Origin of the sequence: Streptomyces sp. MMG1121 (assembly GCF_001280015.1) — a bacterium.
Classification (GTDB): domain Bacteria; phylum Actinomycetota; class Actinomycetes; order Streptomycetales; family Streptomycetaceae; genus Streptomyces.
Genome location: NZ_LGDV01000220.1, coordinates 18,198 through 38,626 on the forward strand (window position 1 = coordinate 18,198; position 20,429 = coordinate 38,626).

The following is a 20,429-nucleotide window of genomic DNA, read 5'->3' on the forward strand; positions in this document are numbered from 1 at the left end:
CGACATGGCACGCGGCAAGCTCCGGATCTACCTGGGCGCGGCACCCGGCGTCGGCAAGACGTACGCGATGCTGGCGGAGGCACACCGGCGTATCGAGCGGGGCACCGACTGCGCGGTCGCCTTCGTGGAACACCACCACCGGCCGCGCACCGAGGTGATGCTGCACGGCCTGGAACAGATCCCGCGCAGGGAGATCGAGTACCGGGGCGGCGTCTTCACCGAGATGGACGTGGACGCCGTCCTCGCCCGCCGCCCCCAGGTGGTGCTGGTGGACGAGCTGCCGCACACCAACATCCCCGGCTCGCGCAACGCCAAGCGCTGGCAGGACGTAGAGGAACTGCTCGCCGCCGGGATCGACGTGATCTCGACCGTCAACATCCAGCACCTGGAGTCGCTGGGCGACGTGGTCGAGTCGATCACCGGCGTACGGCAGCAGGAGACCGTCCCCGACGAGGTCGTACGGCGCGCCGACCAGATCGAGCTGGTCGACATGTCCCCGCAGGCGCTGCGTCGCCGGATGGCGCACGGCAACATCTACAAGCCGGACAAGGTCGACGCGGCCCTCGCCAACTACTTCCGCCCCGGAAACCTCACCGCACTACGGGAGTTGGCGCTGCTGTGGGTAGCCGACCGGGTCGACGAGTACCTGAACGAGTACCGCCGTGAGCACCGGGTGTCGACCATCTGGGGTTCGCGCGAGCGGATCGTGGTGGGCCTGACCGGCGGCCCCGAGGGACGCACCCTGATAAGGCGTGCGTCCCGCCTGGCCGAGAAGGGCGCCGGCGGCGAGGTACTGGCGGTCTACATCTCCCGCAGCGACGGCCTGACCGCCGCCTCGCCGAAGGAACTGGCCGACCAGCGCACCCTGGTCGAGGACCTCGGCGGCACCTTCCACCACGTCGTCGGCGACGACATACCGGCCGCGCTCCTCGACTTCTCCCGGGGCGTCAACGCCACCCAGATCGTCCTCGGCGTCTCCCGCCGCAGGAGCTGGCAGTACGTCTACGGGCCCGGCGTCGGCGCCACGGTGGCCCGCGAGTCCGGCCCCGACCTCGACGTCCACCTCATCACCCACGACGAGGCGGGCAAGGGCCGCGGACTGCCGGTCGCGCGCGGAGCACGCCTCGGCCGCTCCCGGGTCATCTGGGGCTGGCTCGTCGGCGTGCTGGGTCCGGCGTCGCTGACCGGGCTGCTGACCAGCACCACCCCGGACGTCGGCCTCGCCAACGACATGCTGCTGTTCCTCACCCTGACGGTGGCGGCGGCCCTCCTGGGCGGACTCTTCCCCGCCCTGGCCTCGGCGATGGTCGGCTCCCTCCTGCTCAACTGGTACTTCACCCCGCCCATCCACACGCTGACGATCGCCGACCCGAAGAACATCGTCGCCATAGCGATCTTCGTCGGGGTCGCCGTGTCCGTGGCCTCGGTCGTGGACCTCGCGGCCCGGCGCACCCACCAGGCGGCCCGGCTGCGCGCCGAGTCGGAGATCCTCTCCTTCCTCTCCGGCAACGTCCTGCGCGGCGAGACCAGCCTGGAGGAGCTGCTGGAGCGGGTGCGCGAGACCTTCGGCATGGAGTCGGCCGCGCTGCTGGAGCGGACGGACGAGACGGCCCCCTGGACCTGCGCCGGCAGTGTCGGCCCCCGGCCCGCCGAGATCCCGGAGGACGCCGACGTGGACGTCCCCGTCGGCGACCACATGGCGCTGTCGCTCAGCGGCCGCGTGCTGCCCGCCGCCGACCGCCGGGTGCTGGCCGCGTTCGCCGCGCAGGCCGCCGTCGTCCTGGACCGACAGCGCCTGCGGCACGAGGCCGGCCGGGCCAAGGAACTGGCCGAGGGCAACCGCATAAGGACCGCGCTGCTCGCCGCCGTCAGCCACGACCTGCGCACCCCGCTCGCCGGCATCAAGGCCGCCGTCACCTCGCTGCGCTCCGACGACGTCGAGTGGAGCGAACAGGACCAGGCGGAACTCCTCGCGGCCATCGAGGAGGGCGCCGACCGGCTCGACCACCTCGTCGGCAACCTGCTGGACATGTCCCGCCTGCAGACCGGCACCGTCACCCCGATCATCCGCGAGACCGACCTCGACGAGGTCGTGCCGATGGCGCTCGGCGGGGTGCCCGAGGACAGCGTGGAACTGGACATCCCCGAGACCCTGCCCATGGTGCACATCGACCGGGGACTGCTGGAGCGGGCCGTCGCCAACGTCGTGGAGAACGCCGTCAAGTACAGCCCGCAGGGGGAGCAGGTCCTGGTCTCCGCGAGCGCCCTCGCCGACCGGGTCGAGCTGCGCGTCGTGGACCGCGGCCCGGGCGTCCCGGACGAGGCGAAGGACCGCATCTTCGAACCGTTCCAGCGCTACGGCGACGCACCGCGCGGTGTCGGCGTGGGCCTCGGCCTGGCCGTCGCACGGGGCTTCGCGGAGGCGGTCGGCGGCACGCTGCACGCCGAGGACACACCCGGCGGCGGGCTGACGATGGTCCTCGCCGTACCGACGGCACCGGATCGCGAACGGCCCGGAGGGCTCGTCGGTGCGGTGACGCCGTAGCCGCGGGAGCTGCGGGCGGTCCTGCCGCAGCAGCGGGCAGCGACCTACCCCCCGCCCGGCCCCCGCCCCCTCACGACCCCTCCGGCGGCACGGTCGCGAACTCCCGCTCCAGCCGCCCGGTGTCCAGCCGCAGCCGCAGGGCGTTACGGCGGTGCACCGCCGCCAGCTCCGCCTCCAGCGGCGACGGCGGTACCGCGAGGACCGGGCACAGGGCGTGGGCGAGACAGTAGCGGCTGACCGACGGCCACAGGGCCCGGTGCAGCCGGCCGCGCTGTCCGGCGCCGACCACGAGGATGTCGTCCTCCCGGTCGGCGAGGCGCACCAGCGCCGGTCCGGGGGCGCCCCGCACGACGAGCGCCTGTCCGGGCAGCCCGGTGCCCACGCCGCCGAACACCTCGCGCAGCGCCGCGACGAGCCGCTCGCGCGCCAGCCGCTCCCACTCCGGGACCAGGGCCGTCGTGGCCGGGAACCTACGGCCGACGAGGTCCCCCTCCGGCGGCTCCCACGCCAGCACCGGCCACAGCTCGGCTCCCCGGCGCCCGGCCTCGACAGCGGCCCGCGCCAGCGCGGTCGAACCGCCCAGCGTGCCGCTCACTCCCACCACGACCCGGGCGGCCGAAGGCGGCCGGTACTCGGACATCTGCTCCTCCTGGGGAAATCCCTCCCATCACACCTCCTCACCGGGCCCTCGAACAGCCCGTACGCCCGTTCTTGGCGCGCTTCTGACGGCCGGTCCCACCCCCTGCGACCAGGCGCGTCAGCATCCCGTCAAGGTCACGGGGATCGCCGTCAGCGTCCCGTCAGGGCCCGCCAGAACCCCAGGGACAGCGGGCATAACGTCGACGGCGAGCCCCGGTCCGCCTCCCCGCGTCCGGGGCCTTCCGGCTCACTCGCTCGCTGCCCTTCGGGAGGCACCCCATGGCAGGACTTCTGTACGGCGACGACCCCGAACCCTCCGATCCGTTCCCGGCCGGACCCCTGTACGTCCCGGTCCGGCCGGGCCCCTTCGGGTGTGCGGCCCGCCTCTTCCGCACCCCCCTCGGCGACCGCACCGCGGTCGGCTTCACCTCCGTACGCCGGCTGACCGTGACGCTCGGCCCCGGCCAGCCGTGGATCCGCCTCGCCGCGCCCGCGCTGCACGCGCTGACCGCCCCGCTCGGCGTCACCACGCTCACCGTGGACCCGCAGTTCACCGCCCCGGCCACCAGGCCGACGCCCGCACCGGCACCCGCGTACGCAGCCTGAGAGGGGCAGCCACGATGACCACGGTTCACGAACCCACCACCACTGCCGCCTCCGCCGAGTTGTCGGTGTGGCCCGCCTCCACCACCCAGTCCCCCGACGGCGACCTCGCCGTGGGCGGCGTCCCCCTCGCCGAGATCGCCGACCGCTTCGGCACCCCCGTCTACGTCCTCGACGAGGCGGAGGTCCGCGACCGCTGCCGTACCTACCGGCACGCCTTCCCCGACGCCGAAGTCCTCTACGCGGCCAAGGCGTTCCTGTGCCGGGCCATGGCCCACTGGATGGACGAGGAGGGCCTCGGCCTCGACGTCTGCTCGGCCGGCGAACTCGAACTCGCCGTCACCACCGGCTTCCCGCCCGAGCGGATCGTGCTGCACGGCAACGCCAAGTCCCCCCGCGACCTGGACACCGCCCTGCGTCTGGGCGTCGGACGCATCGTCATCGACAGCCCCTCCGAGATCGCCCGGCTGGCCGCCGCCGTCGGCCCCGACGGCCACCAGAAGGTGATGGTCCGGGTCGTCCCCGGCATCAGCGCGGGCGGCCACGAGAAGATCCGCACCGGCACCGGGGACCAGAAGTTCGGCCTGTCCATCGCCGACGGCTACGCCCAGCACGCCATCACCCGCATCCTCGACCAGCCGCAGCTCGAACTCACCGGCCTGCACTGCCACTTGGGCTCACAGATCACCAGCGTCAAGCCGTACCTCGTCGCGGTGCGCCGCATGGTCGGCCTGATGAGCCGCCTCTACGAGCAGCACGGCCTGGTCCTGCCCGAACTCGACCTCGGCGGCGGCCACGGCATCGCCTACCGTCCCGGCGAGGAGGCCCTGGACCTGACGGCGCTGGCCCGCAAGGTCCGCACCGAACTCACCGACGCCTGCACCACGGCCCAGCTCCCCGTCCCCCGCCTGATCATCGAACCGGGCAGGGCGATCGCGGGACCGGCGGGGGTGGCGCTCTACCGCGTCCTGTCCGTCAAGCACACGGGCGACAGGGTCTTCGTGGCGGTCGACGGCGGCATGAGCGACAACCCCCGCCCGGCGCTGTACGGCGTCCGCTACGCACCGAGGCTGGTGGGCCGCCCCGGCACCGCGGCCCGGACCCCGGTGACCGTGGTGGGCCGGCACTGCGAGGCGGGCGACGTCCTGGCCACGGAGGCGGACCTGCCGGCCGACGTACGCCCCGGTGACCTGCTCGCCGTCCCGGTGGCGGGCGCCTATCACCTCTCGATGGCCTCCGGCTACAACCTGGTGGGCCGCCCACCGCTGGCCGCGGTACGCGACGGCGCGGCCCGCCTGCTGATCCGCCGTGAGTCGCTGGAGGACATCCGCAGCAGGGACGTGGGCCTGTAACCGTTCCCTCCTCTCCCGGGCGGGGCGGGCCTTACTCGCACATCACCATGCGGATGAGGAATCGGCTCATGGGCGAATTGACCGAGCAGTGGGAGGAGTCGTTGGAGGCGCGGTTGGCCATGCATCCTCGGTCCCCGGTGCAGGCGCTCGATGTCCTGACTCGGTGCTACGGCTGTCGGGGTGGCGGGATTTGAACCCACGACCTCTTCGTCCCGAATGAGGTTCGGTCATGATCGCCACCGGGCGGTTTGCTGTTTTGCCTGGTCAGGGCGTTGGGGTGCGGTGGTCTCGGATGGTCTCGAAGGGGCTTGGGGAGCGGGTTGGCTCCCATATGACTCCCAGTTCTGCTGCCCTGTGCGGGCTGGCGCTGTTCGGGGTCTGTCCGGTTCAGGCGTCGAGGCGGCGCTTGGTGAGCCAGGTGACGATCTCGGGGTCGTGGTGGTCGAAGAACAGTGAGCTGCCAGTGTCCAAGGTGGCGATCTGCGCCATCTGGTCGTCGGTGAGCTCGAAGTCGAAGGCGTCGATGTTCTCGGCCATGCGCTCGGCGCGCACGGACTTGGGGATGGCGATGACGCCGCGCTGGGTGAGCCAGCGCAGCACGACCTGGGCGACCGACTTGCCGTACTCCTTGCCGATCTCGGCCAGCAGCGGGTTGGTGAACAGGTCGTTCTTGCCCTCGGCGAAGCCGCCCCAGGACTGGATCTGCACCCCGTGCTCGCGCATCAGGGCCTGGTAGTCGGTGCGCTGGAAGAAGGGGTGGGTCTCGATCTGGTTGACCTGCGGGGTGATCTCGTTGTTGACGATCAGGTCGATCAGCCGGTCGGGGTAGAAGTTGGCGACCCCGATCGCCCTGGTGCGGCCCTCGCGGTTGAGGGCTTCCATGGCGCGCCACTGGCCGTAGATGTCGCCGAAGGGCTGGTGCATCAGGTACAGGTCGAGGTAATCCAGGCGCAGCTTGTGCAGCGACGTCTCGAAGGCCCGCTTGGTGTTCTCCTCGGCGGGGGCGTCCTGCACCCACAGCTTGGTGGTGACGAACAGGTCCTCGCGGGCGATGCCGCTGGACTGGATGGCGCGACCGACGGCCTCTTCGTTGCCGTACGCGGCGGCGGTGTCCAGCAGACGGTACCCGGCGGCCAACGCGTCGGAGACGGCGCGCTCGGTGTCCTCGGCGGGGATCTGGTAGACGCCGAAGCCGAGAAGCGGCATCTCGATGCCGTTGTTCAAGGTCACGTACTGCATGAGCGGAAGTCCTTTGCTGTGCGGGTGGGAGGGGGAGTCAGGGGCGGATGAGTGCCTTGAGGACCTGGCGGTCGGCCATGGCCTGGTAGGCGTCCGGGGTCCGGTCGAGGGCGAAGGTCCGGTCGAAGACGCGACCGGGGGCGATCGCGCCGTCGAGGACGTCGGGCAGCAACTGCTCGATGTAGGCACGGGCCGGGCTGGCTCCGCCGGTCAGGGCAATGTTCCGCATGAACTCGGCCGGGCCGATCGGCCCCTGCTCGTACTGCGGGCCGCCCAGGCGGCTGATGGTGCCGCCGTCCAGGACCGCGCCCAAGGCGGTGACCAGGGCCTGGCGGGTGCCGACGGCCTCGATCACCTTGTCCACACCGCCGGTCAGCTCACGGATGCGGGCGATGCCCTCCTGGCCTCGCTCGGCGACGACGTCGGTGGCGCCGAACTCCCGGCCCAGGCCGGTGCGCGCCTCGTGCCGGCCCGCGAGCACGATCCGCTCGGCGCCCAGCCGCCTGGCGGCGATCACCGCGCACAGGCCGACCGCGCCGTCCCCGACGACCAGCACCGCATCCCCACGGCCGACGCCGGCGGTGACCGCGCCGTGGTGGCCGGTGGTCATCACGTCCGACGGCGCCAGCAGGGACGGCAGCAGCGCGGAGTCGGCGGCCATCGGCAGCTTCACCAGGGTGCCGTCCGCATGCGGAACTCGGACGGCTTCGCCCTGCCCGCCGTCGACGCCGTCGAAGCCGTACCGGCCACCGTTGCGGCACGAGATGTGCAGGCCCTTGGCGCAGTAGTCGCAGGTGTTGTCGCTGTACGTGAACGGGGCGACGACCAGATCGCCCGCCTTCAGGCTGGTCACGTCCGCGCCGGTCTCCTCGACGACGCCGAGGAACTCATGTCCCATGGGGCGGCCGGTGTCGGTGGCGGGCATCGACTGGTAGGGCCACAGGTCGCTGCCGCACACGCATGCGGCCACCGTGCGCACCACGGCGTCGGTCGGCTTGACGATCTCCGGGTCGGGCCGGTCCTCGACGCGGACGTCTCCGGCTCCGTGCATCACTGCTGCACGCATAAGAGGGGGTCACTCCAAACCGGGGGTGGGCTGTCGCGCAGGGGTGAGGTCAGCGTTCGAGCATCTGTGCCTGGGCTTCGGTGTGGGTGTCGCCGGCGGCGGACGGCAGGCTGCTGAGCTTGTCGAGCTGCTCGTCGGTCAGCGTGATGGCGTCGGCCGCGGTGTTCTCCTCGACGCGGCTGACCCGCTTGGTGCCGGGGATCGGGGCGATGTCGTCACCCTGGGCGAGCAGCCAGGCCAGCGCCACCTGCGCGGGCGTGGCGCCGACCGCGGCGGCCACGGCCTGCACCTCGTCGGCGATCGCGAGGTTGCGTTGGAAGTTCTCGCCGGTGAAGCGCGGGTTGCCGCGCCGGAAGTCGGAGGCGTCGAACTGGTCGGTGGAGCGGACGGTGCCCGTCAGGAAACCCCGGCCCAGCGGGGAGAACGGCACCAGGCCGATGTTCAGCTCCCGCAGAACGGGCAGGATCTGCTTCTCGATGCCGCGGGTCCACAGCGAGTACTCGGACTGCACCGCGGTGACCGGCTGGACGGTGTGGGCGCGGCGGATCGTGTCCGGGCCGGCCTCCGAGAGACCCAAGGCGCACACCTTGCCCTCGGCGATCAACTCGGCGACGGCGCCGGCGGTCTCCTCGATCGGCGTGTTCGGATCGACCCGGTGCTGGTAGTACAGGTCGATGTGGTCGGTGCCCAGCCGCTTCAGGGAGCCCTCGACGGCAGCGCGGATGTTGGCCGGGCTGGAGTCCAGGTTCCAGGCGCCCTCGCCCCCGTGGGAGACCAGACCGAACTTCGTGGCCAGCACCACCTGGTCCCGGCGCCCCTTCAGTGCCCGTCCGAGCAGCTCCTCGTTGGTGTAGGGGCCGTAGATCTCGGCGGTGTCGATGAGCGTGACGCCCAGCTCCAGCGCCCGCTGCACGGTCCTGATCGACTCCGCATCGTCGGTGCCGGAACCGGTGTAGCCGTGGGACATCCCCATCGCACCCAGCCCGATCCGGGAAACCTCCAGGTCACGCAGCTTGATATACCGCATTTCGCTCTCTCCGGTTCATGTCGTTGCGCAGCCCCCCACCCGGGCTCGACCCAGCAGGTCGTGCCTGCTGTGGTTCGAGCGGTGGAGGGGTCCGGCGTCTTCCTCATTCACCTTGGCCCGGATTGCGTGTGGGTGGCAGGGCGGGCTCTTCGGGGGTAATGACAGGGCCCCCCACCGACCCGCGGAGCGGCTGGCCGACGGGCGAGACTGGAGTCATGGCATCCGAGAGCGCGAACAGCGAGGGAGCCGAGCTGGGCCGCTACCTGCGCGCCCGCCGGACCCAGACCAGCCCCGAACACGTCGGCCTCACCGTCGGCGCCGGCATCCGACGCACCCCCGGCCTGCGCCGCGAGGAACTGGCCACCCTTGCCGGCATTAGCATGGACTACTACGTACGCCTGGAACGCGGCAAGGAGACCCGCCCCAGCCCCTCCGTCCTCGACGCGCTCGCCCGCGCCCTGCATATGGACGACCAGGAACACCAGCACCTGCGCGAGCTCGCCGCCCGCGCCGCCCGCTACGCCCCTGAACCGCCGCCCGCTCCCGGCCGCACCGTGCGCCCGCACCTCAAGCTGCTGCTCGAATCGCTGCGCCCGAACTCGGCGTACGTCATCAGCCGCAGCATGGACATGCTCGCCTGGAACCCCGGCGGCCTCGCGCTCTACGCTGGCCTGGACGACTGGCCCGCCAAGCACCGCAACCTCGCCCGCTACCTCTTCCTGCACCCCGCGGCCCGCGACCTCTTCACCGACTGGGACCAGCAGATCACCGCCTGCGTCGCCCGCCTGCGCGCCATCGCCGGAACCGCCCCCGACGCACCCGACCTCACCAACCTCGTCGGCGAACTCCTCCTCAAAAGCCCTGACTTCGCAGGGCTCTGGGAACGCTACGAAGTCACCGGACGCAAGCCCGCCCACAAGACGTTCCAGCACCCCCAGGTCGGCATGCTCACCCTCACAGCCCAGTCCCTGCACGTCGAGGGCACCCCAGGCCAGCGCATCGGCGTCTACACCGCCGAACCCGGAACTCCCGACCACGACGCCCTGCTTCTGCTCGACATGACCGCACCCGCCATGCCCAGCTCAGGCTCCTCGGACAGAAGCACCTCACCCCGACCGAGCTGACCCCGTGCCCAGCAGGTCGGCGCCCGTGGCACGAGGAGTAGCGTGTAAAAGGCGAGGCGAGTCCTGTGATCGCCCCGATTCCCGAAGACGGGTGATGCTCATGACCGGCTCCGATGCATGGCCTGTTTCCCGGCATCTGCCCAGCGGTGATCACGAGGCCGTGCAGCCGGGGTGTGCGTTGCTCCGGCTGGAGACCACGGAGTCGCGCGAAGGTGTCCTCGACGGTGCGTGGTGGCCGCGGTCGCGCGACATCGCCGCCGAGCTGCCCGCGCTGCTCAGCGCCCTCACCGGCCATCTCGGCCCCTCACGCACGTCGGGCTGGACACCACGGCCTGGGAAGGGCTCCCGACGCGGATCGTCGTCGACGACCGGGTGGTACACATCGACTCCTTTCCGCTGGGCGACGACACCGTGCTGATCACCCGAGGCGACCAGGACATCTTCTCGCTGCTGGTGGTTCCGCCGGACACTGCACCCGAGGCCGCCCGCGTCGCGATGGCCCAGGCCGGCCGGGCCGACAACGTCACCCAGGCGAATCAGATACTCATCGACACCCGAAGCGCGCAGGTGCCGCCGGAGTGAGGTCAGCCGCGCCACTCCACCAGGAGCAGCGTCGCGTCATCCGTCGTGTGTCCGCCCCGCGCCCGCTTGAGCGTGTGGGACAGGGACCGCGCCACCGCCCGGATTCCGCGGCCGGTTCTCTCCAACTGGTTCACCCAGTCGATCATCAGGTCCTCCCCGAACTCGTCCTCCCCGGTCTTGTGCTCCTCGATCAGTCCGTCCGTGAAGCAGAGGAGGCGGTCCCCCGGCTCCAGCTTCATCTCGCTCGTCTGCGGCTGCGGACCCCCGAAACCGACAGGGAGGGTCGTCGGACCGGTCAGCCGGAGTGTGACGCGGTGATCACGGACGAGCATCGGTGACGGGTGCCCGGCGTTGACCCACTGAAGATGCCCCGTCGTGGTGTCCAGCTGCAGCATCTGCGCCGTGACGAAGTGCTCGGGGCCGAACTGGTCCGCCACTGCGCGGTCCATGAAGGCGTAGATCTCCGGCAGCCCGGTGCCGGCGCGGCGGGCGTGGCGGTAGGCGCCGATGGCCACGGTCGCCATCGTGGCCGCGTCCAGGCCGTGTCCCATCGCGTCGATCATGGCCACGTGGAGGGCGTCTCCGTTGAGGGCGTAGTCGAAGCTGTCACCCGCCACGTCATAGGCGGGTTCCAGGATCCCGGCCACGGCGACCCGCGGCATGATCATCGCCAGCGGTGGCAGCAGAGCCCACTGGATCTCGGCGGCGACGCTCATCGGTTCGCGGCGTCGGACACCGAAGAAGAGGTCGGAGTAGCCGTGCTTGGTCACCAGTAGGTCGGCCACCAGGCCGGCGAGCCTGCGCAGCATGCGGCGGTCGTGTTCATCGACGCTGTCCAACGTCACTGCCATGACTCCGACCTGATCGCCGCCGTCCAGCAGTGGCAGCAGGATTCGCACGCCGTCGTCCTCGGGCAGTTCGACGGGGAGAGCGTCGAGAAAGCAGCGGCCCGCCTCGGAGTCGTCGATCACCTGTGGTTCCCCGTCCGTGAGGCCGTCGCCGGGCAGGGGGACGAGCAGCAGTTGGCCGTAGTCCTGCAGCAGCACCTGCGGCCGGCGACCCCCGAGCCGCTCCACCACGTCAGCGACCAATGGCCCGATGAGATGGGGCGGCAGTTCATGCGCGTGATCGAGGACCTCTCCCAGCAGAGCTTCCCCGAAGCTCTCGGAGCGGTCCGCGCGCTGTCCGGCCGTCATCCCCTCACCCGCCATGATCCGAGTCGATCGCATTAGCGGGCTGGGACGGTGCAGGGTCTGCCAGTGTCATCGCTCCATCGACGGGTCGTAGGTGCCCCGGGACTGGCCCCGTCACCCGGGTCCGTCCGGATCGGGCCTCTCACCTGAGTCCGGACCCTCCTTCCGACTCCCATGTGCCTTGTCCGTCGAGGCCGCTCTCGACGAGTGCCAGCAGGCGCGGAGCCGACAGTGGGTTCCCGGGGTCGGCGGCAGCGGTCAGCAGCCGGGTGGCGGCTCCGGCCGGCTCGTCCGGGGGGATCACCAGCAGTTCCCAGCGTCCCACGGTGCCGCAGTCCACGGTGATGGCATGCACCTCGGCGGCAAGATCGGTCAGGACCACCTCGATCACATGGCCGGGCGCCATCACCTCCTGCGGGGCATCGGGCCAGGTGGCGGTCCCCACGGTGACGCGGGTGACGGTGCCGACGCTCGGATCCAAGGAGGACCAGCGCGGGCAGCTCCAGTTCCAGTGCGTCGCAGCGCGGCCACCACGCGCCGTCCAGCGGGCCATGGCTGACGCCCACCGTGAGGCGCAGCCGGGGCAAAGGCATCCGGTAGGAGCGGCCTTCATCTGGTGCCGTGCCTTCGGCGGGCTCTGTGATGGCGTTCATCGTGCGATCCCGTTCCGGGCGGCTTCCGGCCGCCCGTGTCTGCCACTCGCCGGGAACGGCGCCGCCGTGGTCGTGCGCCCGAAAGCTCTCGGTACGTGTCAGGCTACTCCCGGCCGTGGCGGGCGGCCTGGTGCGCAGCCATCGCGGAGAGGCAGACAGCCGGCCGGTACGCGACCGCCGGCTCATCGCCCCTCTGCCAAATCATCGGGGTGCCAAGGCCAGCCCTTCGACGGACAGGGTCAGCACACACGGGGCGACGGCGCCGGGCAGCCCGACGACCTCACCCATGTTCTGCCAACCCCAGGACGAGAAGGCGGCTTGTCCTGCCTGGTCGGCAGGATGCAGCAGGGTGACCCCGAGGCAGGAGTGCAGGTCTGTGAGCAGACGCTGCTGCAGGCGGCGGGCGATAGCGCGGTGCTGAGCGTGCGGATGGGCCACCACCTGGGTGATGACGACGAACCGTGCGCGGGAGGTGAGCCGATGGATGATCCCCCGGAGCGTTCCGTCGAACCCCCGCCGGCCGGAACCGTCAGGACCCACCGGAAAACCGAAGGCGCAACCGACCAGCACCGTCGTCTCTGCGACCAGCAGGGCGAAGCCGGGGCGGTGGGCAGTGACCGCCAGGCGGTGCAGGAAGTCTCCACGGTCGTGGTACGCCTCGCCGGGGGTGCCCGCGACGGACTCCGCAGCCAGGTCCGCGATGTCCTCGCGCATGTCTTCGGCCTGCCAGCGGGTCAGCCGGCGAAGCCGGATCCCGTCCTTGAGGACCGGCTGATCCGGCCGACGAGCGGGATCCCCGGGCGCCCGCGGCGCGGTACTCAGAAGGTCGCCGGATGCGGAAGGCGGCACGGGACTCACCTGGCCGGTAAGGAGCAGCGAAGTGGATCCGGTGGCATCGAGGAGCCGGGTGATCTGCGCGCACGGGTGCTGCAGCCTCAGGCAGGCGTGGACCCGGCCGGCGCGCAGTGATGCCGACCGGAGGACATCCAGGCCCCCCGCGTCGCAGGAGCCGACCGTGGTCAGGTCGATGTCGATCACGGTGACACCGTCCAGCAGACACTGCTCCAACGCGGCTCGCAGCAGCGGCGCCGTGGCTGGCCCGATGTCACCGGCAAGCGTGACGAACGTCCGCTCCCCTCGGTTCCGCCTATGAATGTCCAACCGGGAAAGGGTCATCACGCCTCCCCTTGGTGGGGGCGCGGCCCCGCGCGGGTGCTCGGCGCGGCCCCAGCCATGACGACTTCGCGCGGAGTTGCTTCGACCGCGGCGGACATGATGCCGACCCGTCTTCGGGCCGACGATCGGGGCGGCCCGGACTCGTCTCTCGCCGAGGACGACCCGGCGTGGCAGCCGGAATGCGTGATGCCCTCGGTACTTCAACCGTACGTCGGCCGCAACCGGAAGCGGCTGCGCCGAGGGCGCGCCAGGACACTCCCGCTGACGCCGCGAGCGGTGAGGCCAGCGATGAGCAGGGCGGACCCTGTGCGGATGTCGGTGGCCTCCACCTCTGGCCGGTCAGCCGCTGCGGGCCGGTGAAGCGGCACTCGGTGGGGGGGAGAACTCGTGGAACTCGGCACCCAGGCGAGTCAGGTGGGGGCAAGAGGTTGCTCCCAAAGCGGAGGCATACAGCAGGTCAGGCCCAGTACTGATCTCTCAGTACCGGGCCTGACCTGGTGTTACGGCTGTCGGGGTGGCGGGATTTGAACCCACGACCTCTTCGTCCCGAAGCAACTTAGGCTGGCGCTCTGCCTTGGGTTGGTGTGCTCTTCACCTGCGCCGATGGTCCGTACGCGTCCGTGCTAGTCCGCCAGTGTGCGTCGGCGTTGTCACGCAGTTAAACACTCACGCCTCGCGCTCCTTGCCATCAGCGCTGCCGCAATCAGGTGCGGGGTCTCCGCGCCCGGGAGACTCGATGCCCCGCCTGGAGGACCAAGATCAGCACCGTGACCCAGAGGGCGCCGTCGAGAGTGTCCATGATCATGACGACGGGGTGGGGCGCGATCAGCAGGCTCGGTACCTTGGCACTGATCAACCCCAGGCCGACGAGGAGGGGGAGCCATGCCCGATAGAAGCGCATGTCCTGATCGGGACTCTTTCCCTTCCGAACCCTGGTCCGCTCCCACCACTGGCCGCCGAGACTCATGAGGACCAGTGCGCACCCCATCGCGACTATGGACCAGTCCATGAACCGCAGCATCACAACTCCTTTACCAGGAGGAGGATCCTCCTCCCACGGGTGATCACGGTCAAGGGGCCGACGCCGCGGTGCGTGGGCTGACGCCCCGGCACGGCCCGCACCTTGTGATACCCGCTCTAGGAGTTCGATCCGGGTCCGCTCTGACTGACGTCGTCGACTGATGCGACAGCCGGACAGAGTCACTGGCGTGTGCCCTCGTCTGGCGTTGTTGATGTCAGCCGTGGATGTCAGAACCTTCCGATCCGTAGCCCTCCAGAGATGGGTCATTGAGGGTCACACAGGCTGCCGAGAAGCCCCTGGTGGCCGACGTAGGGCGCTGCCGGCTGCTGGGGTTGCTTGTACGTCGCTGCTGTACCGCAGACCTCGTGCTACACGCCCGAGCCAGTTGACCGGCTGGGATGCCGCAGTCCCACACGTTCAGGTGGCGACAAATCATCTATGAACACACATACCGTCCTCTCAGAACGCGTCGGTCATCCCCGCAACTCCACCGACGAGCGCGCTGAGCAGCATCACAGCGCTCAGCGAGCCGAGCAGTACCAGCCGCGAGCGGGCTACTCGACGCTCACCGGCCTTGCTGCAGGCGGCCAGAATCCCTATGAGCAGCACCATCAGGCCGAGCAAGGAAATCGCCAGCCACCCGCACGAGGCCGCGATGCCTGGCTGCTCGTATCCGCCGGAGGCCGTCAGCTGCAACGCGACCGTGCTGCCGACGGGCAGGCGTGTGTCGATCGTGGCCTCAGGTTTCACGACGGTCCCGTCAGAGGAGCGGAAGATGCCGCTGCAGTGCGGATACCGGTGGCCCCCGACGTGCTCCCAGACGCATGCTTCGACCCGGAGATGACCCGGAGTGCCCGCCAGGCCCGTGGCGTAGGCAAGATGTGCTCCCGAGAACCAGGTCAGGGTGGCGCCTGCGGCAAGCAGACCGACGATCAGAAGCACCGGACGGCCTGCCCGGGGCCGACCGTAGCGATTCATCCGTTGTCCCTCCGGGCGAGTCTGACCGGGACACTAGCTCGGGTCCGGCGCAACATCACTCATGGTGCGGCAAAGGCTAGGGCCAACACGCTTTCCAAGTCTGTTGGTGCTGGTCTGGGGCCCGTCCAAGGTCGTTCACCTGCGTCCGCCCGGGTACGGCGGTGCCGGTCGGTGATGTCGCTGTACGCCCCTGAACGGCGCCGGCCGCTGGCGAATGAGACGGAAACTGAGACGGGGACCGAGAGCGAGTGAGTGGTCGGAGCTAACCTGCCGGGCGTTGGTGGGCCGCCCCAACGCCTCGTGGGCTAGGGGCATGGCGGCCAAGGGTGACGTCGGGAGCTGAGTCACCGTCAGGTAGCAAGCGACTCCGCTCGAAGATCATCAAGAGTCGGCCTGCTGATGCGTTGTGTGCCCGATCTAGGGGTCGTACCACACCGGGAGCTCTTGAGCGACGCCTAACTCGACGCGCATGAGTGCTCGCACATGCTCCAGCTTCTCGATGACCGGGTCCAGGAGGCCGATGACCTGGTCGAGCCTCGTCTGACGAGCAGATGATTCCGGCTCGCGTGCTGCCTCCATCAGGAGTCTGTAGGCGAACGTGAGCTGGATATTCACGCGGCTCTCAACCGCGAGCACTCCCTCGCTTGCAATCATCTGAGCTTCAGCGCGGGCGTCCCGTTGGGCACGCCGCGCGCTGCCCACCTCAGCTGCTTCCGTGTCGGCGGGCCCTGATTTGAGGGCGTAAGCGTACGCCAGCATCGCGTCGCGGTAGTGGCGATCAAGCGCGTTCAACTGGACGTAACAACTTCGAAGTTGATCGACTCTCCGCTGCTCTGCAGAAGCCCTCTGCTCTGCGACACGGACCCGCTCTGCCTGTTCGAACTCTCGCAGTTTGGCGCGCTGGGACAGGGCTTGGGTGATTACTGTCGAAGCCAGCGTGCCAAGTACACCAACGATGGCTACGATCAAAGACACAGTCGCGCCGGACATTCCACCCCCGCCTGGGTGCTCAGCCAAGTCCCACTGCTGTGCAGACAGTAGCGAACGGACCCGGAGGCCCTCGCCTACCTCGGCTGCAACCACGGATGATCTTCGAGTCGAATCGCCTCCGCTGTGTGGGCGCGGTCGTGACTCCAACTTCAATGCGGGGTCCGTCTGCACCTCAGACGACGATAGTGAGCCATGACAGCGGGTTCGCCGACCGATCAGGCGCGCGTGTACTTCGCCGCACCCCGCCGGCCTCAGCCACGCCATCGGGGCTTGTCGTCGACCACAGCAAGCCGCGACGGCTGGCCCGTTACGACGGCGCCGGAGCCCTCAGCTTGGGAAGCTGCGGTCATTTGGGGCCGGTTGAAGCGCTGAGCTGGGTGAACGGCGGAGAAGGGACTCCGTCTGACACGGCTGCTTTCACCGTGGTTCCCCCCTGTTCCCCGCTGGATCTGGTGCGCTTGTGGTGCGGCCATGGTGCGCCGGCTCTGGCGGCTCCCCGCCAGGCTGGGCACGCGAAGGTCACGGGGCTGTGACGACGTGAACACCACGACGGGCGAGATCGGCCGCGTGCTCCACCACCTCGACTCGACCGCCCTCCCCGCCGACCAACTGCTCGTCCGCTGCAACAACCGCCGCACCACCCGATGCCCGGCCTGCGCCGAGGTCTACCGGCGCGACACCTTCCACCTGATCACCGCCGGACTGCGCGGCGGCAAGGGCACTCCGGAACAGGTCGCCGCCCACCCGCGCGTGTTCGCGACGTTCACCGCCCCCGGCTTCGGCCCGGTCCACAACCGCCGCACCGACGGCCGCCCCTGCCGCTGCGGCACTCACCACGACCAGGACGACGACGCCCTCGGCACCCCGCTCGACCCGGACACGTACGACTACGAAGCGGCCGTCCTCTGGAACGCCCACGCCGGGCAGCTCTGGCGCCGCTTGTCGACGTACCTCCGCCGAGAGGTCGCCAAGCGCGCGGGCCTGTCACAGCGCCGGTTCCGCGAACACGCCCGCGTCTCCTTCGCCAAGGTCGCCGAGTACCAGAAGCGCGGCGCGGTCCACTTCCACGCCGTGATCCGCATCGACGGCCCGGCGGCGGAGACACCCCGCCCCCGCCTTGGGCAACGGCCGAACTCCTCACCGACGCCATCCGGGGCGCTGCCGGCAAGGTCCGCGTCGACGGCCCGGTCATCGACGGCCGCACCCACACCTTCGCCTTCGGCCACCAACTCGATGTCCGCACCATCCGCTCCGCCGACTTCAACGGTGGCCAGGAACTGACCGAGCGGGCCGTAGCCGCGTACATCGCCAAGTACGCCACCAAGGGAGCGGAAACCGCCACGGGCGCCCTCGACCGTCCGCTGAAGTTCCTCGCCGAACTCGCCCAGCTCGACATCAGCGACCACGCCCGTCGCCTCATCCGTACCGCCTGGACCCTCGGGGCCCGCAAGGACCTGGAACACCTCCGCCTGCGCGCCTGGGCCCACATGCTCGGATTCCGCGGCCACTTCTCCACCAAGTCCCGCCGCTACTCCACCACCCTCGGCGCCCTCCGCGACGCCCGCGCCGAATGGCGCCGAGCACAAACCGCAGCAGCCAACGGCCCGGAGACCGGCACGACGTACGTCCTCGCCCACTGGGTCTTCGCCGGTACCGGCCTCTCCGACGCCGAATCCTGGCTCGCCGCATCCCTCGAACCCGCACCCGGAACGGAAGGAGAACCGACGCATGCGTGACGACGAGTTGTTGACCGTGGCCGATGTCATGGCTCGCCTGAAGGTCGGCCGGTCGACGGTCTACGACCTGATCCGCACCCGGCGTCTGCCCTCGGTCGCCATCGGGCGGTGCCGACGCATCCCGGCCTCCGCCCTGGGCGAATTCATCGCGAGCGAGATGGAGCGTGCGGCCTGATGACCAAGCGTCGGAGTCGTGGTGACGGCGGTCTGCACTGGGACGAGAAGAGACAGCGGTGGATCGCCACGGCCAACCTTGGGTTCGATCCAAGCGGCAAGCGGATCGTGAAGCGGGGGAGTGGCAAGACCCAGACAGAAGCCAAGAACAAGCTCAAGGAAGTGCTGCGGGACCACGAAGACGGCCTCGCCATTGCGCCCACCAACTACACGGTCAAGGACGCCGTGACCGACTGGCTGGCGTACGGCCTGGCGGACCTCGACCCCAGCACCGTCGAGACCGTGACGCTCCTGAGCCAGAAGCACGTGATTCCATCGCTCGGCGCGCGAAAGCTGCGCGACCTGAGCGCGGAGGACGTAGATCGCTGGCTGGCCAACAAAGCGAAGTCGTTCAGCACGCGCACGCTCCAGGGAATCCACTCCTGCCTTAACCGCGCGGTCAAGCGGGCCATGGCGCGGGACAAGGTGAAGCGGAATGTCGTCGAGTTGTGCTCAGTGCCCCAGGGCAGGCCGGGCGCCCGTCCAAGGCGCTCACCTTCGCCCAGGCTGAGGCCGTGCTCAAGGGCGCCGAGGGAACCTCGATGTACGCGTACATCGTCGTGGCGCTGCTGACGGGAGCCCGCACGGAAGAACTGCGGGCCCTCACCTGGGACCACGTCTTCCTGAAAGGCCGTCCTGATCTCGACCCGCCGCAGCCTCCGCACATCGCCGTCTGGCGCTCGGTGCGGCGGAGCGGGGACACCAAGACCAAGAAGTCCCGGCGTTGCGTTGAGGCCCTTTGGCAGCAGTTCGAAGATCAGGGATGGGATCGGCTCGCCGCCGAGGACAAGTGGGAGGAACACGGGCTCGTCTTCTCCTCGGCCGTGGGAAAGCCGCTCGGCGCTGCCAACGTCCGCCGCGCCTTCCGTCAGGCGCTCAAGGGCATCGACGGGATCAACGCCGACGAGTGGACTCCTAGGGAGCTGCGGCACAGCTTCGTGTCCCTGCTGTCCGACCGGGGCGTCCCGCTGGAGGAGATCTCCCGGCTCGTCGGACACTCCGGGACCGCCGTGACCGAGGAGGTCTACAGGAAGCAGATCCGGCCCGTGATCCAGACCGGCGCCGTGGTCATGGACGGGATCTTCGGAGCGCAGGAGCGGCGTCCGTAGACACGCGAAAAGCGGTAGTCACGCAATAAGACACGCAGCGAAAACAGGTGAGGCACCTACTAGTGACTAGTAGGTGCCTCACCTGCTGTTTTGGCTGTCGGGGTGGCGGGATTTGAACCCACGACCTCTTCGTCCCGAACGAAGCGCGCTGCCAAGCTGCGCTACACCCCGATGTCGCTGCTTCCCGCGGCGACGTCGTTTACTTTAGCCCACCGGTGGCTGTAGACGAAATCCGGTTTAGACGCGGCGGCGGACCGGGGTGGGGCGGGTGTGGTCCAGGGCCACGAGGAGGACGGCCAGGGCGTAGATGCCGAGGCCCAGCAGGAGGGCGTTGGCCAGGGTGCTGCGGTAGCCGTGGGTCGCCACGTCCAGGAAGGGATAGAGGTAGCGGGCCGGGGCCGAGGGCGTGAGGAAGGCCGCTCGGATCAGGGAAAAGGCCAGGTAGACCAGGGGGTAGAGGAGCCAGGCCGCGGCCTGGCGGAGGTGCAGGCGGGCCGCGGGGGTGAGCAGCAGCCAGTCCAGCAGGGCCGCCATCGGGGTCACCGTGTGGAGGATCTGGAGGACCGCCCACTGGCCGTGCCAGCGTGCCGGGGCCGTCGTCGCGCCGGTCATGGAGAACGGGGGCGTCGTGTGGGCCAGCAGCAGGTGATAGACCAGCGCCGTGATCACGGCGTAGAGAAGTGTGGCGCCTGTCACGGCGGACGGCAGTGGGCGGCGGGCCCGCCAGGCCCTCGCGGCCGACAGGAGCATGACGACGGCCAGCAGGATGTTCGTCTGGACGCCGAAGTAGCTCAGGATCCGGGCCGGGCTTCCGAGCAGCAGCTCCAGAGCCACACCGCCGGCCGCCGCCACAGCGGTCAGCAGGCGGAACACGGCGACTACGGGACGCCGGACCGGGGCCACCACCGCCGTGGCCGGGACCGGGGAGGGCAGCAGCAGGGGTGGGCCCGGGACGGCGGGCAGGTCCGGGATGTCCCTGGGTATCGGGGCGGTCATGTCCTCACGCTAGGAGCGGGGGAGGTGAGGGGCTATCTGGCCTACTCCGGGTGGGTTACAGGGGTTATGGGGGGGCGGGTAATGGGGAGGCGGAGGTTACGGCGCCCGGTCCGGGCCAGGATCCCTGCCGACTGCCGACTGCCGACTGCCGACTGCCGACTGCCGACTGCCGACTGCCGACTGCCGA

15 protein-coding genes, 1 tRNA gene and 5 pseudogenes are annotated in these 20,429 nt (G+C 70.0%); 8 read left to right on the forward strand and 13 right to left on the reverse strand.

The features are described 5' to 3' along the window. Positions 1 to 4 precede the first annotated feature (4 nt). Positions 5 to 2,545, forward strand: a complete 2,541-nt coding sequence (locus tag ADK64_RS32395; protein WP_053664939.1) for a sensor histidine kinase — start codon at positions 5 to 7, stop codon at positions 2,543 to 2,545. Positions 2,546 to 2,615: 70 nt separating this feature from the next. On the opposite strand, the gene ADK64_RS32400 is transcribed toward ADK64_RS32395, so the two are convergent. Further along, positions 2,616 to 3,185 carry a universal stress protein gene (locus ADK64_RS32400; RefSeq protein WP_053664941.1) on the reverse strand — a complete coding sequence of 190 codons (570 nt, stop codon included), beginning with the start codon at positions 3,183 to 3,185 and terminating at the stop codon, positions 2,616 to 2,618. Between the two features lie 278 nt (positions 3,186 to 3,463). Between ADK64_RS32400 and ADK64_RS32405 the strand changes: the two genes are divergently transcribed. After that, positions 3,464 to 3,790, forward strand: coding sequence for an SAV_915 family protein (locus ADK64_RS32405; protein ID WP_053664943.1), 327 nt, complete (start codon positions 3,464 to 3,466; stop codon positions 3,788 to 3,790). 14 nt (positions 3,791 to 3,804) lie between these two features. After that, the gene (gene lysA / locus ADK64_RS32410) at positions 3,805 to 5,139 is read left to right on the forward strand and encodes a diaminopimelate decarboxylase (protein WP_053664945.1); all 1,335 of its coding nucleotides are present in this window, start codon (positions 3,805 to 3,807) and stop codon (positions 5,137 to 5,139) included. 387 nt (positions 5,140 to 5,526) lie between these two features. On the opposite strand, the gene ADK64_RS32415 is transcribed toward lysA, so the two are convergent. Genes ADK64_RS32415 through ADK64_RS32425 form a run of 3 tightly spaced genes read right to left on the reverse strand, consistent with a single transcriptional unit; the run spans position 5,527 to position 8,471 of the window. Next, positions 5,527 to 6,378 (reverse strand): aldo/keto reductase, encoded by an 852-nt coding sequence (locus ADK64_RS32415; RefSeq protein ID WP_053664947.1) that lies wholly within the window; start codon positions 6,376 to 6,378, stop codon positions 5,527 to 5,529. A gap of 37 nt (positions 6,379 to 6,415) precedes the next feature. Then, on the reverse strand, positions 6,416 to 7,444 hold the full coding sequence (locus tag ADK64_RS32420; RefSeq protein ID WP_199829770.1) for an alcohol dehydrogenase catalytic domain-containing protein: 1,029 nt from the start codon (positions 7,442 to 7,444) through the stop codon (positions 6,416 to 6,418). 49 nt (positions 7,445 to 7,493) lie between these two features. Next, positions 7,494 to 8,471, reverse strand: a complete 978-nt coding sequence (locus tag ADK64_RS32425; protein WP_053664951.1) for an aldo/keto reductase — start codon at positions 8,469 to 8,471, stop codon at positions 7,494 to 7,496. Positions 8,472 to 8,686: 215 nt separating this feature from the next. Here ADK64_RS32425 and ADK64_RS32430 point away from each other — a divergent pair, with 215 nt between their 5' ends. Both ADK64_RS32430 and ADK64_RS32435 read left to right on the forward strand, forming a co-directional pair. Further along, positions 8,687 to 9,595 carry a helix-turn-helix transcriptional regulator gene (locus ADK64_RS32430; RefSeq protein ID WP_053664953.1) on the forward strand — a complete coding sequence of 303 codons (909 nt, stop codon included), beginning with the start codon at positions 8,687 to 8,689 and terminating at the stop codon, positions 9,593 to 9,595. A gap of 100 nt (positions 9,596 to 9,695) precedes the next feature. Beyond that, positions 9,696 to 10,177: pseudogene (locus ADK64_RS32435) on the forward strand (DUF5994 family protein). A 2-nt stretch (positions 10,178 to 10,179) separates the two neighbouring features. On the opposite strand, the gene ADK64_RS32440 reads toward ADK64_RS32435, so the two are convergent. The 7 genes and pseudogenes from ADK64_RS32440 to ADK64_RS46235 all read right to left on the reverse strand — a co-directional run bounded on the left by ADK64_RS32440 (position 10,180) and on the right by ADK64_RS46235 (position 16,281). Then, positions 10,180 to 11,373 carry a PP2C family protein-serine/threonine phosphatase gene (locus ADK64_RS32440; RefSeq protein ID WP_053664955.1) on the reverse strand — a complete coding sequence of 398 codons (1,194 nt, stop codon included), beginning with the start codon at positions 11,371 to 11,373 and terminating at the stop codon, positions 10,180 to 10,182. A gap of 139 nt (positions 11,374 to 11,512) precedes the next feature. After that, positions 11,513 to 12,209 (reverse strand): annotated as a pseudogene (locus ADK64_RS32445) (DUF5994 family protein). A 15-nt stretch (positions 12,210 to 12,224) separates the two neighbouring features. Next, positions 12,225 to 13,199 (reverse strand): STAS domain-containing protein, encoded by a 975-nt coding sequence (locus ADK64_RS43795; RefSeq protein WP_078992980.1) that lies wholly within the window; start codon positions 13,197 to 13,199, stop codon positions 12,225 to 12,227. Between the two features lie 260 nt (positions 13,200 to 13,459). Continuing rightward, a pseudogene (locus ADK64_RS47760) lies at positions 13,460 to 13,619 on the reverse strand (UDP-N-acetylglucosamine 1-carboxyvinyltransferase); the annotation flags it as partial. A gap of 283 nt (positions 13,620 to 13,902) precedes the next feature. Continuing rightward, positions 13,903 to 14,220 (reverse strand): hypothetical protein, encoded by a 318-nt coding sequence (locus ADK64_RS32455; protein WP_053664957.1) that lies wholly within the window; start codon positions 14,218 to 14,220, stop codon positions 13,903 to 13,905. A gap of 459 nt (positions 14,221 to 14,679) precedes the next feature. Then, entirely contained in the window at positions 14,680 to 15,198 is a 519-nt protein-coding gene (locus tag ADK64_RS32460; protein WP_159046382.1) for a hypothetical protein, read from the reverse strand. 417 nt (positions 15,199 to 15,615) lie between these two features. Then, on the reverse strand, positions 15,616 to 16,281 hold the full coding sequence (locus ADK64_RS46235; protein ID WP_159046383.1) for a hypothetical protein: 666 nt from the start codon (positions 16,279 to 16,281) through the stop codon (positions 15,616 to 15,618). Between the two features lie 378 nt (positions 16,282 to 16,659). Here ADK64_RS46235 and ADK64_RS32470 point away from each other — a divergent pair. The 3 genes and pseudogenes from ADK64_RS32470 to ADK64_RS47765 all read left to right on the forward strand — a co-directional run bounded on the left by ADK64_RS32470 (position 16,660) and on the right by ADK64_RS47765 (position 19,246). Then, a pseudogene (locus ADK64_RS32470) lies at positions 16,660 to 17,924 on the forward strand (replication initiator). Then, positions 17,917 to 18,099 (forward strand): helix-turn-helix domain-containing protein, encoded by a 183-nt coding sequence (locus tag ADK64_RS32475; protein ID WP_053664964.1) that lies wholly within the window; start codon positions 17,917 to 17,919, stop codon positions 18,097 to 18,099. The pseudogene ADK64_RS32470 and the gene ADK64_RS32475 overlap by 8 nt, the downstream one beginning before the upstream one ends. Continuing rightward, positions 18,099 to 19,246: pseudogene (locus ADK64_RS47765) on the forward strand (site-specific integrase). Before ADK64_RS32475 ends, ADK64_RS47765 begins: the two are co-directional and overlap by 1 nt. Positions 19,247 to 19,343: 97 nt before the next feature. On the opposite strand, the gene ADK64_RS32490 reads toward ADK64_RS47765, so the two are convergent. Continuing rightward, a tRNA-Pro gene (locus ADK64_RS32490) sits at positions 19,344 to 19,417 on the reverse strand. Between the two features lie 66 nt (positions 19,418 to 19,483). Next, entirely contained in the window at positions 19,484 to 20,242 is a 759-nt protein-coding gene (locus tag ADK64_RS32495) for a Pr6Pr family membrane protein (protein ID WP_053664969.1), read from the reverse strand. Between the last annotated feature and the right edge of the window lie 187 nt (positions 20,243 to 20,429).

Coding starts and splice junctions, on each gene's coding strand:
- ADK64_RS32405 (WP_053664943.1), top strand. CDS start 3,464: ATGGCAGGACTTCTGTACGGCGACGACCCCGAACCCTCCGATCCGTTC.
- ADK64_RS32440 (WP_053664955.1), bottom strand. CDS start 11,373: ATGACGGCCGGACAGCGCGCGGACCGCTCCGAGAGCTTCGGGGAAGCT.
- ADK64_RS32455 (WP_053664957.1), bottom strand. CDS start 14,220: ATGCTGCGGTTCATGGACTGGTCCATAGTCGCGATGGGGTGCGCACTG.
- ADK64_RS43795 (WP_078992980.1), bottom strand. CDS start 13,199: ATGACCCTTTCCCGGTTGGACATTCATAGGCGGAACCGAGGGGAGCGG.
- lysA (WP_053664945.1), top strand. CDS start 3,805: ATGACCACGGTTCACGAACCCACCACCACTGCCGCCTCCGCCGAGTTG.
- ADK64_RS32425 (WP_053664951.1), bottom strand. CDS start 8,471: ATGCGGTATATCAAGCTGCGTGACCTGGAGGTTTCCCGGATCGGGCTG.
- ADK64_RS32495 (WP_053664969.1), bottom strand. CDS start 20,242: ATGACCGCCCCGATACCCAGGGACATCCCGGACCTGCCCGCCGTCCCG.
- ADK64_RS32420 (WP_199829770.1), bottom strand. CDS start 7,444: ATGCGTGCAGCAGTGATGCACGGAGCCGGAGACGTCCGCGTCGAGGAC.
- ADK64_RS32460 (WP_159046382.1), bottom strand. CDS start 15,198: ATGAATCGCTACGGTCGGCCCCGGGCAGGCCGTCCGGTGCTTCTGATC.
- ADK64_RS32415 (WP_053664947.1), bottom strand. CDS start 6,378: ATGCAGTACGTGACCTTGAACAACGGCATCGAGATGCCGCTTCTCGGC.
- ADK64_RS32400 (WP_053664941.1), bottom strand. CDS start 3,185: ATGTCCGAGTACCGGCCGCCTTCGGCCGCCCGGGTCGTGGTGGGAGTG.
- ADK64_RS32430 (WP_053664953.1), top strand. CDS start 8,687: ATGGCATCCGAGAGCGCGAACAGCGAGGGAGCCGAGCTGGGCCGCTAC.
- ADK64_RS32475 (WP_053664964.1), top strand. CDS start 17,917: ATGCGTGACGACGAGTTGTTGACCGTGGCCGATGTCATGGCTCGCCTG.
- ADK64_RS32395 (WP_053664939.1), top strand. CDS start 5: ATGGCACGCGGCAAGCTCCGGATCTACCTGGGCGCGGCACCCGGCGTC.